Raw genomic sequence first — 16,219 nt, forward strand, 5'->3', positions numbered from 1 at the left:
CCATGGCAATTTTGGTATATGCAGAACATGACAATGCCAGTCTAAAAAAGGCAACTTTGAATACTATCGCTGCTGCTAAGCAAATGGGCGATGATATTCATGTATTGGTCGCTGGTAGTGGTGCACAAGCAGTTGCTGATGAAGCCGCTAAAGCTGAAGGCGTATCTAAAGTATTGCTAGCAGACAACGCAGCTTATGAGCATCAATTGGCGGGTAACGTTGCGTTACTCGTTGCGGATGTCGCTAAAGACTACAGCCATATCATCGCACCAGCAACAACGACCGGTAAGAACTTTATGCCACGTGTTGCAGCATTACTTGATGTTAGCATGTTGTCAGAAGTTTCTGCTGTAGTAGATGCTCAAACGTTTGAGCGTCCTATCTATGCAGGTAACGCGACGGCAACAGTTAAAACTTCAGAAGACAAAGTAGTGTTGACTGTACGTACTACTGCATTTGATCCAGTGGCGAGTGAAGGTGGATCAGCAGCTGTTGAGACTATCGACAATGTACAAGAGACTGGTAAAGCAAGCTTCGTTAATGAAGAGATGGCCAAATCGGATCGTCCAGAGTTAACGTCAGCAAGTATCGTTGTATCTGGTGGTCGTGCATTAGCAAATGGTGAGAACTTCACTAAATATATTGAACCATTGGCTGACAAATTGGGCGCTGCTGTTGGTGCATCACGTGCTGCAGTAGATGCAGGCTATGTACCAAACGATATGCAGGTTGGTCAAACAGGTAAAATTGTTGCCCCAGACTTATATATCGCAGCAGGTATCTCAGGCGCGATTCAGCATTTAGCGGGTATGAAAGATTCTAAAGTTATCGTTGCTATCAACAATGACCCAGAAGCACCTATCGCTAGCGTTGCTGATTACTTCCTAGAAGCGGATTTGTTTGAAGCGCTACCTGAGTTAACCAGCAAGGTTTAATATATAGTCACAGAACTACTAAACGGCTACGGCGTTACCCTCCTTAGATGTACGACTTGTACAATCTGCAGTTGGCGGCCTTGTATCCGTTTTAGATTTCTTGGACTATATCAGTAGTAGATAGATAATAAAAAACCCACTATTAAATGATAGTGGGTTTTTTATGCTTTATAGATAAGCTTTTAATTGCAGTTATAAACCAAAGCTAAGAGTAATTTCTTTGACGCAAAGTCTCATATAGACATAATGAGCCTGCAATCGCTACATTTAGACTTTCTTGACCGTTCGGCTGTGGTAAGGCTATAGGCGTGGCACATTGCATCAATTCATCGCTGACACCTTGACCTTCATGACCCATAATCCAAGCCGTTGGAGTGGTTAGGTTGTGATCGTAAATTAAAGTGTCGGTATGTGAGCTGGTGGCTAAAAGTGGCACTTGTACATAATCTAAGATGTCTTGTGTGCTTAAACCCTCATAAATAGTGAGTGCAAACTGTGCACCCATACCTGCTCGTAGCGTCTTCGGAGACCAAGCTTGTGCAGTCGCACTGGTGCATAAGATGTTATTGATACCGACTGCTGCTGCCGTACGTAGTAACGTACCAACATTACCGCTATCTTGTACGTCATTGAGAATTAGGCAGTCCTCATTGATCATCGATAGACCCGGCATTGGTACTTTAATAACCGCCATAATGTCGATGCCTGTACCTAAGCTTCGAATGCTCTCATAGAGCGAATCTGAAAGCGTCATAATAGGTGTATAGGTCGGCAGGCGAGACAATACTTGCTGAACTTCAGGATGGTTGTGCGCTGACTCTGCTAGTAGCATTTGGGCGAACGGATAGTCACTACGTAGGGCAGCATCGATAAGATGTATGCCTTCAATGACCGTCTGACCATGCTTGTTACGCTGGCGAGACTGTGTCAACAGGGCTTTCACCAACTTGACCGTTGTATTTTTATCTGAAGTAATCAGCTCGGTGGGATTTGTTACCATAGTGGATCGCTTAGAGTAGACTGAAGGAATCGTTTGGACAATTAGCAGAATGCTTATTATTGATTTAGCATTCTACTGATTATCTTTAACATGTGCTCAAATCAATTATTTTTCAGAATAATTTTCGTGCAAGTCTTTAACGTAATTGACTTCGTTTTTGCTTCCCAGTACGACAGGGACACGTTGATGAATATCAGTCGGTTCGATATCTAAGATACGGTTGACAGCATCCGTGGCTCCGCCGCCAGCACGCTCAATCAATAAGCTCATTGGGTTGGCTTCATACATCAAACGTAACTTGCCCGCTTTGTGAGCGTATTTGGTATCAAACGGATAGGTAAATAGACCACCGCGGCATAAGATGCGATGCACATCACCAACCATGGCAGCGACCCAGCGTGTATTAAAATCGCGACCACGTATACCAGCTTCACCAGCGATCAGCTCGTCGATGTATTGTTGCATTGGTGCGCGCCAGTAGCGATAGTTTGAGCTATTGATAGCATATTCACTGGTATCAGCATCAATTTGTACATTGTCTTCTATGAGTACATAATCACCCGTATCTGGATCTAGGCTGAACATCACAACATTTTCAGTTATCGTTAGTGCAAGTACAGTAGAGGTGCCATATAACAAATAGCCTGCTGCCAATTGCTGATTGCCTGCTTGCAAGAAATCGCTGTTTTTGCTTGTTTGACCTTGGCGTTGGTACGGCAAGATAGAAAAAATAGTACCGACGGCCATATTGATATCGATGTTTGATGACCCATCCAGTGGATCAAACAATACCAGTAGACTGCCATCAGCGTTGGCAGGGGTAGCATTGTCTAACTCTTCTGACGCAACACCTGCACAATGCGTATTTTCTGCCAATGCATCTAACAATAAGTCATTAGCCAGTACATCCAATTTCTTCTGATCTTCGCCTTGCACATTTTGATTACCAGCTTCGCCTAGGATATCGGCTAAAGCACCTTTTCTAAGTAGCTGTGAAATGGTTTTGCCAACGTTAGTAACAGTAGTAATCACGTCGTTCAGTTCAGTGTTGGTTGAATGTTGGTCTAGATAACTGGTTAGAGTCGTCATAAAGCTTCCTAATAAATGGTATTGATAAGTCGTATTGAGAGTAAAAGAATAAGCAGTGATAAGCGCACTCTAGGCGGGCAAATTTTTAAATAGCGATACCGTGTCTTTGTCCTGACCGTAAAATCAGCTACACTATATGTATTATTATTCGTTAATATCTTTGGTAAGCTTGTTTTCGCTCATGATCGCTACACTGATATTGCACAGTCGCTACGCGAATATTGCCTAGCAGGTGGCTGAGTGTATTTATAGGACTGGTGTCATTGGGGTAAATTGTATCAAATAAGCGCCAAAATGTCCTTGTATCTATGTATATCTACGATAAATGCTCGAACAAAGATGAATAAATGATTAATATAGACACATACCAACCCACAATGAAGACTTGCCATTATGTCAAATTCTCTCGATAGCAGCTCACTACATACGATCTCGCCGACTGACTACGCAAAATTCGACCCCAGTACTATTCATCAAAGGCTCAATACATCATTGAGTCGTCCACAGCTCAATACCGATGGCAGTATCCGTCATTTTTTGGGTGTAGAAGGCCTCAATAAACAGCAATTACAGGCGATTATCGCAAAAGCAGAAACGTTCTTTGATAAAAACGGACAATTAATCAATCGGCCTGAGCTCGAAGGCTATACGGTGATGAACTTGTTTTTTGAGCCGTCAACGCGTACACGTACGACATTTGAAGTAGCCGAGAAACGTCTGGGTGCCAATGTACTCAATATCGATATCGAGCGCTCTAGCGCTAAAAAGGGCGAAAGTCTACGCGATACACTGTGGAATTTGCAAGCCATGACAGCAGATATCTTTGTGGTGCGTCATTCAGCATCAGGTGCTGCGCATTTTATGGCAACGGAAGTCACACCTAATATTGCCATTATCAATGGCGGTGATGGCTGGCATGCGCATCCAACGCAAGGCATGCTCGACATGCTGACCATTCATCGTGAAGCGCCGCGTCCTTTTGAAGAGTTATCAGTGGCTATCGTGGGTGATATTAAGCACTCACGGGTGGCACGCTCTGATATCAATGCGCTACAAACCTTAGGGGTCAAAGACATCCGTGTCTGTGCACCGCGCACTTTATTACCTAAAGGTATTGAGCGTTATGGTGTGCGAGTTTATGAAAATATGAATGAGTGTGTCACGGAATGTGATGTCATCATGGGACTAAGAATTCAAAACGAGCGTATCGGATCGCCATTGCTAGCGTCATCGAGTGAATACTACAAACACTATGGTATTACGCCAGAGCGCGTGGCACTTGCAAAGCCTGACGCATTGGTTATGCATCCGGGACCGATGAACCGCGGTGTTGAGATTGCTTCGAGCGTGGCTGATGGCGCGCAGTCTGTCATCTTAAAGCAGGTAAATAACGGTATTGCCATTCGTATGGCTGTACTGTCTCTTGCGATGGAAGGGCAGCGCGCTCATCAAGCGGCTGGTAATTAACCTGTCGCCACGCTGTTTTGTTCTTCATTATTTCATTTATTGATACGGTAATAACGCTCATGTCTAATACGATAAACACTGATGCACCGATATTTGACCATCTTCCTAAAGCTATTAAAAATACATTGCCAACCGCAGTAACAGACAAACTGGCGTCGCTTGAAGCTGGTCGTGAAATGTGGCTGCTACCACCGCTGGTTGATTTGTGCGCACGCCTACGTGAACCAGGCCAGCAGCAGCATGGTACGTTGGAGTCAGAAGGACTTGCTGCTCGCGGTAATGGTTTTTTGCATGTTGTGATTCCACCTGATACCAATCCTATTCTAGAAAACGGCTCACTGCTCAAAGGGTTGCGTGAGCGCGCGCTTGATGATGGCGGAATTTATTTGCATGTATTGGGTGCGTTGACCGCAGGGTTAGAAGGAGAGCGTCCTTCTAACATTGCGGGATTGAAAAAAGGTGGCTGTATTGCAGTATCTAACGCTCGTAGACCTTTTCGCAATGATTTGGTCTTATTGCGTACGTTAGAGTACGCTGCAACTTTTGGTATGAAAGTATTCTTTTATCCTGATGAGCCAAGTCTGTCCGGAGATGGGGTAGCACATGAAGGCTATATTGCTTCATATCATGGCTTACAAGGCATCCCTTGGATCGCTGAGACGGTAGCTCTATCTACTCAGCTATTGATGGTCGAAGAAACAGGTATCGCGGCTCACTTTAGCCAGTTATCTTGCAAATCATCAGTTGAGCTGATGCGCTGGGCAAAAGACAAAGGTCTACCAGTGACTTGCGATGTAGCGATGCATCAATTGTACCTAACCGATGATAACTTAGAAGGCTTTAACGCCCAAGCCTATGTGTTACCGCCACTGCGTAGTAACACTGATCAGCAGGCCATTCGCCGTGGATTGAAAGACGGCACGATTGATGCAATCTGTAGTCATCATGAACCGCTAAACAGTACGGCCAAAAAAGCGCCGTTTGCTGAGAGCACCCCAGGCATCTCAAACTTCGATACCTTTATGGCGCTGGCATGTCAGCTAGTACATGATGAGGTGTTAACTTTGGAGCAACTCGTCGATAAAATCTGTCTTAATCCTGCAAAAATCGCTGGTATCGGTGAGCAGTATGAAAGTATCGGCGGTGTGGTATTAGTCGATCCTAATCTAGAGTGGCAGGTGACAGCGCAATCTATGCTATCAAACGGTAAGAACACACCGTTTTTTAATCAGCAGTTGCAAGGTCGCGTTGTGGAGACATTCTTTGGCTAATTTGCCCCGACAGAATGACAGTCCACCACCATCTACAAAAGATAATGCTATGGACTTAATTGGCCGGAAACAAAAGCCACGAAGCACTTCTAGTGAATCTATCAAAGCAGTGGCAATCTATGAGATGGTAAAAGGGTTGGGCGCATTGCTCGGTGCTGTTGCGTTATGGTCATGGCATACCAATCTTGCGCGTTGGCTGACGACGGCAACAGCCTCTTGGCAACATAGCTTTGGTCACTTGTTTGCACCGCAATTTGATAGTGTGGTACGAATTGCCCAACAGGCTAGCAAAAACTGGCCGTTGTTTTTATTATTGATTTTTGCCTATGCCAGTCTGCGCTTTCTTGAAGCATATGGCCTATGGCAAGACAGAACATGGGCTTATTGGTTTGGTGTGCTTGGCTATGGGATATTCATCCCTATTGAGATTTACTATTTAATTGCACGCCCATTTGACTGGTTTAAATTGGGCATATTGATCTTAAATATTTTCATCGTCATTGTGGTTTATCGCAATATGAAACGAAAAGGTCTGATATAAAAACGTACGACAAAATATATAGGCATAAAAAAGGCCAGCATAAGACATCTTCTTATGCTGGCCTTTATGTCACTTAGTACATCTACCGTTTATATCTCTGTGGCATCCGTACGAATGCTTTTCGCCACTTTACCAACGCTCAAGCCTTGTACCAATATAGAGAATATGACGACAGCATAAGTGAGTGCCAATAAGATATCACGCTCAGTGCCCATAGGTAGTTGCAACACTAGGGCAACGGAGATACCACCACGCAATCCACCCCATGTCAGCACCTTCCATGCGCCAGTTGGTAAATCTAGCTGACGGCTAAAGGTCTTAGTGGTCATACCCACGACAATAAATCGAGCAAGCAGTGCTATTATAATCGTCAGCCCAGCGGCGATAAACAGGTTACCTGAGTAAGCAATCATGACCACTTCTAGACCAATTAACACGAACAAAATAGCGTTTAAGATCTCATCGATTAACTCCCAAAATAAATCAATGTAATGACGAGTCTTATCGCTCATCGCTAATGCGCGCCCACGATTACCAACCATTAGTCCCATCATCACCATCGCGAGTGGTCCTGATAGGTGCCAATGGCTGGCCAACGCATAACCGCCTATTACCCCTGCAAGCGTTAACAACACTTCCTCTTGGTAGCTGTCGATGCTTTTGAGCATATAATACAAAATTGCCCCAAGTACCAAACCAAAGACAATGCCGCCACCTGCTTCCACGGCCAAAGTATGCGCCACATAATTGGCTGTCGGAATGTCGCCGCTCGATAAAATACCAAGTAGCAGCACAAAGATAACCACGCCGATACCGTCATTGAATAATGATTCACCGGCAATAACAGTTTCGATGCTCTTTGGGGCGCCCGCTGATGAGAGAATACCCATCACCGCAATGGGATCGGTCGGTGATATCAACGCACCAAATAATAGGCACCACAGAAATGGCAAGCCAAAACCGAGCAGCGGCAACATAAAGTACAGGGCAGTGGCAATAAGCATCGCTGATACAATAGTGCCAATACAGGCAAGGATGCCAATAGGCAATTTATAGCGTTTTAAGTCGCTAATATTGACATGTAAAGCACCTGCGAATAACAGCATAGAAAGCATGCCATCCAATAAGACTTCGGTAAAATCGAGCTGTGCTAATAAGCTTACTTCGTAATCAATAAGCTGATCAAAGCCTAAAAATCCTAAAAATATGGCGCCAATAGACAATAAGATGGAGATAACCATTACGCCAATTGTGGTCGGCAGACCAATAAAGCGATGATTGACGTAGGTGAGTAAGGCTGTGATGGATAAAAATATCGCGCTGATTTCAAGTATGGTCAGGCTGCTTGTGGGGGCCATGAAAGAAGTCTCAAATAATGATGAAAAGTATTCTTAAACGTAGAGCTAATAAGAATTAAATGGTTTCGATTGTAGTTATATTCTTGCTTTGGCACCAGTGATGAATGTCAATTTATGGGTCTTGATATTATTATCTCGATTGTGTTTGCAGGGCTTTACGGATATGAGCATCAAACTCACTCACGTAGTCAAAATATCGATGCTGAGCATCATTACTCAGAATAAATTGCTTGGCTTGCTTGGACATGGCGATTAAATCATCGATCAATTCTTGATAGTTTAGGTTTTCTTCACCTGCACGCTCAATTAATGTCAGTTCATGCAATAGTGTCTGCTGCTGTGCGCTATTGACTTGCGCATAATTGAGATTGACCATTGCCTGACACAGTGCTTTTAAGACCATCAAATCAGCGGCTGCATAACGACGTATTTCGCCAAGCGATGTATTAATAAAGTCAGAAATTTTTGGCGTATGAGTGACCACGGCTAATATGGCCAGTCGTTGCTGCTTAACTTCGGCATTTGATGCATCATCATTTGGTGCCGGTACATAAAAGTGATAAGGGCTGGGTGGTTGACAGCGCATCATAATACTCAAGCAGCTCGTCAGTGATTGTACGCAGTTGACCGCTGTTTTTGGGTCATTGATACCAGGAGACAATGCGCGCACAGCGATTTCAGTCATTTGTCCTAAGCTATAAGCAATATCATTAGAGTGCACCAATCGCTGTTCGATACGGATACAGCTTGCAAAGCGTTGCCAAAAAACACCATCAGGTGCACGTGGTACAACGGCCAACTGCGATGTTGATGTTTTCTGTCGGTTGTTTGGATGCTCTGTTGGACGCTGGTAAAAATAGCCAATGACGTTTTTATCAGTCACATAATCACCCAGATTGACATGAATCTGTATCACGCCACCATAATCTTGTGTCAGAGTAATCAGCGACTCAAGGTAAATCTGTTGGATATAACCTGAGCGTGGTGGATAGATGGGCATTGATGGCCATTTGTGAAACTGTTCGACATCATGATGCTCGATATCACGTTGATGTTGGATGTCACAATGACTGCCATACCAATAGTGAATATTATGAATGGCATCGTTGCTTGCATTCTGAATGACATGCGATGCTTGGATGGCATGTACCATATGCTGTACGAAGTAAACGAGCAATAGTGCGCAGACAATGGCCATGATAATGGCAAAGGTTACAGCCAGCTGTGGTACACCGAAAGCGACGTCGTATTTATGGATAGACTTGAGTACCAACAAGCTATAACTAAAGGTACCAATGAATGCACCTAATACCAATTGATTGGGTGTGTCTGTCAGAAAATTGCGTAACAATCGTGGCCCAAATTGTGATGAGGCCATCGACAATACGGCAATCGTAATTGAAAAGGTCGTGCCAGCGACCCCTAATACAGCCCCTGCTATCGCTGTCATAATAGCGCGCGCCGCATCATCATCACCCGTAAAGGCAAAGGTAATATCTCTGACTGTTGCACGGTCAAAGTGCTGATCAATCGTCACTAATAAAGGCGCAAGTAGTATACCCACGATGACGCAAGCCGTTGGGATAAACCAGTAAGAGCCAATCAGCTGTTGCCATAAGTTTCGAAGACGATCGGGCAGGTCAGTGAGGGTTTGCAATGACCATAACTGGGCAAACTGTTTTAGCTTGTTTTGGCTTATGTCAAGTGTACGTATCCATAAGCTTTTTTTGTCATCTTTATTCACTGTCATCAGCTTTGAGGTATCCAAAAATCATTATATTAAACTTATAGTGTCATAGCTTATTCATAAATATACGACAGGGCTTTGACTGTCATATTAGGGCGTGTCCTCAATTCAAACGAGTGTTCTCTAAATGGGCTAAAAATAGCTAAATTTTGCCAAACATCGTCAAATAGTTGGTCAATATCTCGATATTATCTGCACTATTTTCCTCGTTTGACGGCAATTTATCTCATTTTTATCGCCATTTTTAAAATGAGGACACGCCCTAGTTCTTTTTATTTTGGTTAGCTCACTTTGGGATTGTCCGCTTCAGTAATAATATCGCCCTTATTATTGGTCTGAGTTTGTTCCTTATCGTCGTTTATATCTTGGGGAATGATGATTTCATTATTACGGTCATCCCATTCTATATCACTGTCTTTGTCATACGACATGGGCTCAAAGTGCGGTGTATTTTGTTTATTTGAGTCATCCTTTGCCAATGGTTTCATCGTCGATGCTGAGGTCTTTCTAAATAAATGGGCATCATTATTTTTATGGCTACCTTTTTTATCAGAAGCGGCCTTTTTACGTGGTTCCGTATTGGTAAATATAGCGCTTAACGGTAGATTTAGTTGTTGTTTAGCATAAGCTTCAGTATGTTCAAAACGCTCTATCAGTAGCCTAATCCAGGGCGTTTGCTCTTCTATTCTTACCTCATCGAATTCATCTTTGATGGGTAATGGGTAAGGTAGGGTGCGGTAAAAATCCCATAATGTCATCTTGCTCAAATCTCTTTTGAGTACATAGTCGTCATCTTCAGTCATAGTGATGAGGTTGCTGTCTTGTAAATAGTTAATATAGGTATACCATTTCGGCAGCTCTTTGCGTCCTAGCATGTTGCGAAGCGCTTGTTCGCTGACGGCCTCACCTTTTAAATGGTGTGTATATACTAAGTTGAGCATGTCTAACAAGCTCAGTAACGGATGGCGTGGCTCCACCTCTTCTGTCCCAAAGATGGTCAGGGTATAGCTAATTTCAACGCCCAGTAGAATTAAATTCCACGACAAATAAATCCATAGCAAAAATATTGGTAAGGCAGCAAAGGCTCCGTAAATAGCTTCATAACTGGTAAAGTTTGCCATCACGGTACCAAAAAGATGCTTCATCATCTCAAAGACGATGGCCACGAATATGCCAGCGATGGCCGCATTTTTGGCCGGCACGCGTGCTTTTGGAATGAACCAGTACATACCGATGAAGCCTGAGACAGTGATGCCAATCGTGACGGCTTGTATCCAGATAGACCAATCAATACCGTAACCAGCGACTTGCTGATTTAAAAAACTAATGCTTTGTATCGCACTTGAGGCGATAAAAGCTGTGCCCAACACTAATGGCCCTAAGGTCACCATCGTCCAATAGCGCAGCATGCTTTTGATGCCACCGGACCGATTCTCTACCCGCCATATTTGGTTAAAAGCTCGCTCAATGGTCGTCAATGTCATAATCGTTGTAAAAAACAGCACCATCGCACCAATAATGGTCAGGTTGGATGATTTTTCAGCGAAGTTGTTGATGTACTCACTAACCTGCATGCTAGATTGAGGTAGTAAGTTGTTATAAATGACTTCATATATTTGTGCTCTGACCGATGAAAGTGCTGGTACTGAAGACAAAATCATCAAGAGTACGGTCAGCATGGGTACGATCGATAGCATGGTCGTATAGGTCAGCGAGGCTGATTTTTGCTGGCAGTTGTCTTCAAAAAAATGCCGAACCAAAAATCGTAAAAACTGAAACCAGCGCTGGTGTAAAAACGGGATTTTCTTTGCTAACTTTTCCATATCGACCATCTAGCAGGTATTAGAGTGACAATAGTGTAACAAACATAGGCGGTTATCATCTGTCCTTTAATTGTGTCAAAATGCACAGTAGTCAACGCGATAGAGTGTTCTGACGATAATGCACAGCTAGGTTGTTTGCATGTCAGTGAATGACTCGGGCATAATGTGCACATATATTGATAGTGTCAGCTGTTGGCTACATATTGCTATCATTAACCACGTGAATGATTTAAGGAAGTGTTGCTAATGAGTCAGACTGCCCCTTATGTATTGGTACTCTATTATTCTAATCATGGTACAACCAAGACATTGGCATACGCTATCGCGCAAGGCATCGAAGACGCTGGCATGACAGCACGTATTCGTACGGTACCAACGGTTGCTCCTGAGACGACATCGAGCAAGCCTGCGATACCTGATGAGGGTGATCTGTATTGCACCATGGAAGATCTCAAAAACTGCAGCGGTCTGGCGCTTGGTAGCCCAACGCACTTTGGTAATATGGCCGCACCCATGAAATACTTTTGGGACAATACAGTGACATTATGGCTGGCAGGTAATTTGCAAAACAAACCTGCCTCCGTATTTACGGTAACGGGTTCGATGCATGGTGGTCAAGAGACGACGTTGCTGACGATGATGTTGCCATTGATGCATCACGGTATGATTATCGTTGGTGTGCCTTATGCGGAGCCTGCGTTAAATCGCACCCAACGTGGCGGCTCACCTTATGGTGCTAGCCATGTCAGTGGGGCATCACATGATCAGCCTATCTCACCTGATGAGCGTGAGCTAGGCATCGCTCAAGGTCGCCGTTTGGCTATCAGTGCGACAGCATTGGCTCAAGCTAACTGGAGTCGCTAAGCGGCCTTTGTATCGTTGAGCCTACAATAATCATTGAGCCTAAAATGCAACAACGTTGTTCACGCTATTAATGAGGAAGTAAATATATCTAATGGCTACAAACCGCTCCGATAGTGAGATGAATGCTGCACCACCAGTAAAGAAAACTGGTAAGCCTGCCAAAGCAAGTAAACCTATTGCGCCTATCCGTCAGCGTTTGCTGGTTACGTGGTTGATTTGGCTCGTCTATAGATTGCTTGGACTGCCTATCTTTATTAACGTATTCAATCCAAGTAGCCCTGATATCGTCGGCGGTGTCGCATGGCAAATGTTGTGGTTGGTACCCGCCTTTATTCTGACACCATCAATACTGCGTGGACGCTCGCCTTATGCGTTGTTAATTAGTAGTATGTTTATACTTGTGTATTTAGGTGCGAGTGGCGTGGTGTTGTTTACGCGGGTTTATGGCAGTAGTGGGGCGGAAATAGTCGTCTACCTACTGGACTTTTTACTGTTGCTGCTTATTAATGTTTGGTTGTTTATTTTGCTCAAACGTCTGCCTTCGATGAATAATGTCGTTAAGAAACCTCGCCAGTGATCTAAGTTGTCTGACGCTTAACTTACCAAATGCTTGGTAGGTAACTCTCAATAAGTAATGTTTGTCAGCTATCAGTATAAAACCAAAAAAAGCGGCGCTCTACATTAGAGCGCCGCTTTTTTTAATATTTTTTCAGTGGTTCAATAAATAGTTTAGTTCACCTTGGTCAATTCTAAATCCATTTTTTTGCCATCATTAATCTGACTCACCTTAACTGGTAGGTAATCTAAGCTTGGTGCTAACCAAAAGCTGGTAGAACGGCTATCGTCATCATGGACACGGTCGACACGTACTGTATCAAAGGTGCCTGCTGGTACAGTTATTTTGGTGTTGCCAGATTTCTTAAATGGGGTCTTTTCGATTTTGTCTTTCTTCGCCATGTAGTAGTTGCCAGAGAATTTACCGTTCAATAAATCCTGACGAATCTGTACTTCGAGGCTTAAGTCATCAAAGGCTTGTTGCGACATGTTCATTGTCGTTGATTTGCCTCGATAGTTGCTCACAACTTTTTTACTACTTGGATTAAAATCCAGTTTGTGTGTACGGCCTACGCCTAGGAGCTTATAAGTTGTGCTGGCTTGTGTTGGCGTGACATTGTTACCGTTGATGGTAAAGGTACTATTCTGCGAGGCGCTAGCGACACCTGCAACTCGTGCATTGACATTGTACTTCCAAGTATCACCTGACTTGTTTAAGGTACGAGTAGCGGTGCCTTTGTACTTGTCTTCGACCGTAAAGCTATAGCTGGCGCTCGATGGTTGGATGGTCTTTGCACTAGCGATGGTAGGTGCAGTCATACTTAATGCTCCGATAGCAGCAATACTGGCGCCTGATGTTAAGGCGGTCAAAATTTTTGACTTACTACGCTTTGTATTATTAGAATTTTTATTCGATGATGAAAAAATCATAGATGTTCCTTAAGTAATATAGTGTTGGTATATCAGATTCTATCTAACACTATTATTGTATTTACAAGCACTATAATGGTCATACTTGGTTACATTTTCAAGAGTGTTTGCTGTCTATGGTGTGTTGCTCTTGTAGTCAATGTTGCTACAAAAATGCTCCATATAAGAATAAATAATAGGTGATTAGCATAACGATGTGAAATCACGACAGCAGTAAGCGGCTCCCCGAGATAATTCTTGTAAAATTTTAGGCTTTACACTTGAAGCGAACACACCTTGCCCCCACTTTTTGATACAAGCTTAATGCTTATCTTCAGAATATTGCTTTTGAGTAGTAGTCCTTGTAGATACTGGCATTGAGACTATTAATTCAAATAAACCCTTAATTTTAATAATCAACTTTTGGAGTCATATCGATGAACATTCGTCCTTTACATGACCGTATTGTCGTCCGCCGCATAGAAGAAGAAACAAAAACGGCTGGTGGCATCTTGCTTCCTGGTTCAGCTCAAGAAAAACCTTCACAAGGTGAAGTATTAGCTACTGGTAACGGTCAGATTCGTGACAACGGCGAAACTCGCGCGTTAGACGTAAAAGCTGGCGACAAAGTTTTGTTCGGTCAATATGCTGGTCAAACGGTAAAAGTTGACGGCGAAGAGCTGCTTATTATGAAAGAATCTGATGTATTGGGTGTGCTAGAAGGCTAATTGCTCACGAGGCCTATTGGCTAAGTCAGTGTTAGCGAAGCGCATTTATAACCATACTATCGAATCATTCAACCGTATTCTCATACTTATAATAGTGGAGTAATTTAACATGGCAAAAGACGTAAAATTCGGCATTGATGCCCGTAAACAAATGATGGACGGCGTAAACGTTCTAGCAAACGCAGTAAAAGTTACGCTAGGCCCTAAAGGTCGTAACGTTGTTATCGATAAATCATTTGGCGCACCTACCATCACTAAAGATGGTGTATCCGTTGCCAAAGAAATCGAACTAGAAAACAAGTTTGAAAACATGGGCGCACAGCTAGTACGTGAAGTTGCTAGCCGTACTAATGATGTTGCTGGTGATGGTACGACCACTGCGACGGTATTGGCTCAGTCAATCCTACAAGAAGGCATGAAGTCAGTGGCTGCTGGCATGAACCCAATGGATCTTAAACGCGGTATCGATAAAGCGGTACGTGCTGCTGTTGAGCAAATCCATTTGTTATCTACACCAGCTGACGACGAAAAAGCCATTGCACAAGTCGGCTCTATCTCTGCTAACTCAGACACCAAAATCGGTGAGTTGATTTCGCAAGCGATGCAAAAAGTCGGTAAGCAAGGCGTTATTACAGTTGAAGAAGGTTCAAGCTTCGAAGATACCTTAGAAGTTGTAGAAGGTATGCAGTTTGATCGTGGTTATATCAGCCCGTACTTCGCGAACAAGCAAGACAGCTTGACGGCTGAGTTTGAAAACCCATATATCTTGCTAGTTGATAAAAAAATCAGCAATATCCGCGAAATCGTGCCATTACTTGAGCAAGTAATGCAGCAAAGCAAACCATTGCTTATCATCGCTGAAGATGTAGAAAACGAAGCGCTAGCGACTTTAGTTGTAAATAACATGCGTGGCGGCTTGAAAACTTGTGCGGTTAAAGCACCTGGTTTCGGTGATCGTCGTAAAGCAATGTTAGAAGACATCGCGACGCTAACTGGCGGTACAGTTATCTCTGAAGAGATTGGTCTGAGCTTAGAGACTGCTACTCTAGAGCAACTGGGTACTGCTAAGAAAGTGACTGTTGGTAAAGAAAACACAGTAATCGTCGATGGTGCTGGTAACAAAGCTGATATCGAAAACCGCGTTGAGTCTATCAACCGTCAAATCGAAGAGTCTACTTCTGACTACGATAAAGAAAAGCTACAAGAGCGTGTTGCAAAACTAGCTGGCGGCGTAGCAGTTATCAAAGTCGGCGCAGCGACCGAAACTGAAATGAAAGAGAAGAAAGATCGTGTGGACGATGCGCTACATGCGACTCGTGCAGCGGTTGAAGAAGGTGTTGTACCTGGTGGTGGTGTTGCGCTAGTACGTGCAATGAACGCATTGTCTGAACTAACAGGCGATAACGATGACCAAAACGCTGGTATCAATATCTTACGTCGTGCGATGGAAGCACCACTACGTCAAATCGTAACTAACGCAGGTGAAGAAGCATCAGTTGTGGTAAACGAAGTGAAAAGCGGTAGTGGTAACTATGGTTACAATGCTGCTTCTGGTGAATACGGCGATATGATCGAGATGGGTATTCTTGACCCAGCTAAAGTAGCACGTTCAGCACTAGAAAACGCTGCATCTGTTGCAGGCCTAATGCTTACCACTGAAGTGATGATTACTGATTTACCGCAAGGTGATGACGGTATGGCTGGCATGGGTGCTGGCGGTGGAATGGGCGGTATGGGTGGAATGGGCGGTATGATGTAATTTATGCCTCGACTAAATTTGTACGACGTTGTTAACCTCGCTCGATGTACTATTAGTACAATCTTTACTTGGTCGCCTAGTCGTACTGCTTTAGTCAATCCATAAAGCGCTTTTCATTGCAGTTATAAGTATTTTTGTGAAAGCGTTTGAACGACTGAAAGCTCTGTTATCGC

At 43.6% G+C, this 16,219-nt stretch carries 14 protein-coding genes; 8 read left to right on the top strand and 6 right to left on the bottom strand.

Translation table 11 applies throughout. From position 1 onward, the window contains the following. Window positions 1–2: 2 nt before the first annotated feature. Window positions 3–935, top strand: a complete 933-nt coding sequence (locus AAEY75_RS12355) for an electron transfer flavoprotein subunit alpha/FixB family protein (RefSeq protein ID WP_201548754.1) — start codon at window positions 3–5, stop codon at window positions 933–935. Window positions 936–1,140: 205 nt separating this feature from the next. Here the strand turns inward: AAEY75_RS12355 and AAEY75_RS12360 are convergent, their stop codons facing one another. Beyond that, window positions 1,141–1,935, bottom strand: coding sequence for a TrmH family RNA methyltransferase (locus tag AAEY75_RS12360; protein ID WP_197217850.1), 795 nt, complete (start codon window positions 1,933–1,935; stop codon window positions 1,141–1,143). Between the two features lie 105 nt (window positions 1,936–2,040). Then, window positions 2,041–3,024 carry a class 1 fructose-bisphosphatase gene (locus tag AAEY75_RS12365; protein WP_197217849.1) on the bottom strand — a complete coding sequence of 328 codons (984 nt, stop codon included), beginning with the start codon at window positions 3,022–3,024 and terminating at the stop codon, window positions 2,041–2,043. A gap of 393 nt (window positions 3,025–3,417) precedes the next feature. On the opposite strand from AAEY75_RS12365, the gene AAEY75_RS12370 reads away from it, so the two are divergent. The 3 genes from AAEY75_RS12370 to AAEY75_RS12380 all read left to right on the top strand — a co-directional run bounded on the left by AAEY75_RS12370 (window position 3,418) and on the right by AAEY75_RS12380 (window position 6,303). Then, window positions 3,418–4,491, top strand: a complete 1,074-nt coding sequence (locus AAEY75_RS12370) for an aspartate carbamoyltransferase catalytic subunit (RefSeq protein ID WP_197217848.1) — start codon at window positions 3,418–3,420, stop codon at window positions 4,489–4,491. Between the two features lie 113 nt (window positions 4,492–4,604). Then, entirely contained in the window at window positions 4,605–5,762 is a 1,158-nt protein-coding gene (locus tag AAEY75_RS12375) for a dihydroorotase (protein ID WP_197217972.1), read from the top strand. Then, on the top strand, window positions 5,755–6,303 hold the full coding sequence (locus tag AAEY75_RS12380; protein WP_197217847.1) for a DUF2127 domain-containing protein: 549 nt from the start codon (window positions 5,755–5,757) through the stop codon (window positions 6,301–6,303). The genes AAEY75_RS12375 and AAEY75_RS12380 overlap by 8 nt, the downstream gene beginning before the upstream one ends. Window positions 6,304–6,392: 89 nt before the next feature. Here the strand turns inward: AAEY75_RS12380 and AAEY75_RS12385 are convergent, their stop codons facing one another. The 3 genes from AAEY75_RS12385 to AAEY75_RS12395 all read right to left on the bottom strand — a co-directional run bounded on the left by AAEY75_RS12385 (window position 6,393) and on the right by AAEY75_RS12395 (window position 11,231). Beyond that, a complete protein-coding gene (locus AAEY75_RS12385) occupies window positions 6,393–7,661 on the bottom strand; it encodes a cation:proton antiporter (protein ID WP_197217846.1) in 1,269 nt (422 codons plus the stop codon). 130 nt (window positions 7,662–7,791) lie between these two features. Then, entirely contained in the window at window positions 7,792–9,411 is a 1,620-nt protein-coding gene (locus AAEY75_RS12390; RefSeq protein WP_197217845.1) for a DUF2254 domain-containing protein, read from the bottom strand. Window positions 9,412–9,689: 278 nt separating this feature from the next. Then, a complete protein-coding gene (locus AAEY75_RS12395; protein WP_197217843.1) occupies window positions 9,690–11,231 on the bottom strand; it encodes a YihY/virulence factor BrkB family protein in 1,542 nt (513 codons plus the stop codon). Between the two features lie 246 nt (window positions 11,232–11,477). Between AAEY75_RS12395 and wrbA the strand changes: the two genes are divergently transcribed. Both wrbA and AAEY75_RS12405 read left to right on the top strand, forming a co-directional pair. Further along, window positions 11,478–12,095 carry an NAD(P)H:quinone oxidoreductase gene (gene wrbA, locus AAEY75_RS12400; RefSeq protein WP_197217841.1) on the top strand — a complete coding sequence of 206 codons (618 nt, stop codon included), beginning with the start codon at window positions 11,478–11,480 and terminating at the stop codon, window positions 12,093–12,095. A 91-nt stretch (window positions 12,096–12,186) separates the two neighbouring features. Next, the gene (locus AAEY75_RS12405) at window positions 12,187–12,672 is read left to right on the top strand and encodes a hypothetical protein (RefSeq protein WP_197217840.1); all 486 of its coding nucleotides are present in this window, start codon (window positions 12,187–12,189) and stop codon (window positions 12,670–12,672) included. A 152-nt stretch (window positions 12,673–12,824) separates the two neighbouring features. Here AAEY75_RS12405 and AAEY75_RS12410 read toward each other — a convergent pair whose 3' ends face one another. Next, window positions 12,825–13,580 carry a DUF3108 domain-containing protein gene (locus tag AAEY75_RS12410; protein WP_197217838.1) on the bottom strand — a complete coding sequence of 252 codons (756 nt, stop codon included), beginning with the start codon at window positions 13,578–13,580 and terminating at the stop codon, window positions 12,825–12,827. A 416-nt stretch (window positions 13,581–13,996) separates the two neighbouring features. Between AAEY75_RS12410 and AAEY75_RS12415 the strand changes: the two genes are divergently transcribed. Together AAEY75_RS12415 and groL are read left to right on the top strand one after the other, a co-directional pair. Then, window positions 13,997–14,287 carry a co-chaperone GroES gene (locus AAEY75_RS12415; protein WP_010196840.1) on the top strand — a complete coding sequence of 97 codons (291 nt, stop codon included), beginning with the start codon at window positions 13,997–13,999 and terminating at the stop codon, window positions 14,285–14,287. Window positions 14,288–14,396: 109 nt separating this feature from the next. Beyond that, on the top strand, window positions 14,397–16,046 hold the full coding sequence (groL, locus tag AAEY75_RS12420) for a chaperonin GroEL (protein WP_110923978.1): 1,650 nt from the start codon (window positions 14,397–14,399) through the stop codon (window positions 16,044–16,046). The last annotated feature ends 173 nt before the right edge of the window (window positions 16,047–16,219 follow it).

This window comes from Psychrobacter sp. TB55-MNA-CIBAN-0194, assembly GCF_040309505.1.
GTDB classification, from domain to species: Bacteria; Pseudomonadota; Gammaproteobacteria; order Pseudomonadales; family Moraxellaceae; genus Psychrobacter; species Psychrobacter fozii.

Coding starts and splice junctions, on each gene's coding strand:
- AAEY75_RS12355 (WP_201548754.1), top strand. CDS start 3: ATGGCAATTTTGGTATATGCAGAACATGACAATGCCAGTCTAAAAAAG.
- AAEY75_RS12360 (WP_197217850.1), bottom strand. CDS start 1,935: ATGGTAACAAATCCCACCGAGCTGATTACTTCAGATAAAAATACAACG.
- AAEY75_RS12395 (WP_197217843.1), bottom strand. CDS start 11,231: ATGGAAAAGTTAGCAAAGAAAATCCCGTTTTTACACCAGCGCTGGTTT.
- wrbA (WP_197217841.1), top strand. CDS start 11,478: ATGAGTCAGACTGCCCCTTATGTATTGGTACTCTATTATTCTAATCAT.
- AAEY75_RS12385 (WP_197217846.1), bottom strand. CDS start 7,661: ATGGCCCCCACAAGCAGCCTGACCATACTTGAAATCAGCGCGATATTT.
- AAEY75_RS12405 (WP_197217840.1), top strand. CDS start 12,187: ATGGCTACAAACCGCTCCGATAGTGAGATGAATGCTGCACCACCAGTA.
- AAEY75_RS12390 (WP_197217845.1), bottom strand. CDS start 9,411: ATGACAGTGAATAAAGATGACAAAAAAAGCTTATGGATACGTACACTT.
- AAEY75_RS12410 (WP_197217838.1), bottom strand. CDS start 13,580: ATGATTTTTTCATCATCGAATAAAAATTCTAATAATACAAAGCGTAGT.
- AAEY75_RS12415 (WP_010196840.1), top strand. CDS start 13,997: ATGAACATTCGTCCTTTACATGACCGTATTGTCGTCCGCCGCATAGAA.
- AAEY75_RS12365 (WP_197217849.1), bottom strand. CDS start 3,024: ATGACGACTCTAACCAGTTATCTAGACCAACATTCAACCAACACTGAA.
- AAEY75_RS12370 (WP_197217848.1), top strand. CDS start 3,418: ATGTCAAATTCTCTCGATAGCAGCTCACTACATACGATCTCGCCGACT.
- groL (WP_110923978.1), top strand. CDS start 14,397: ATGGCAAAAGACGTAAAATTCGGCATTGATGCCCGTAAACAAATGATG.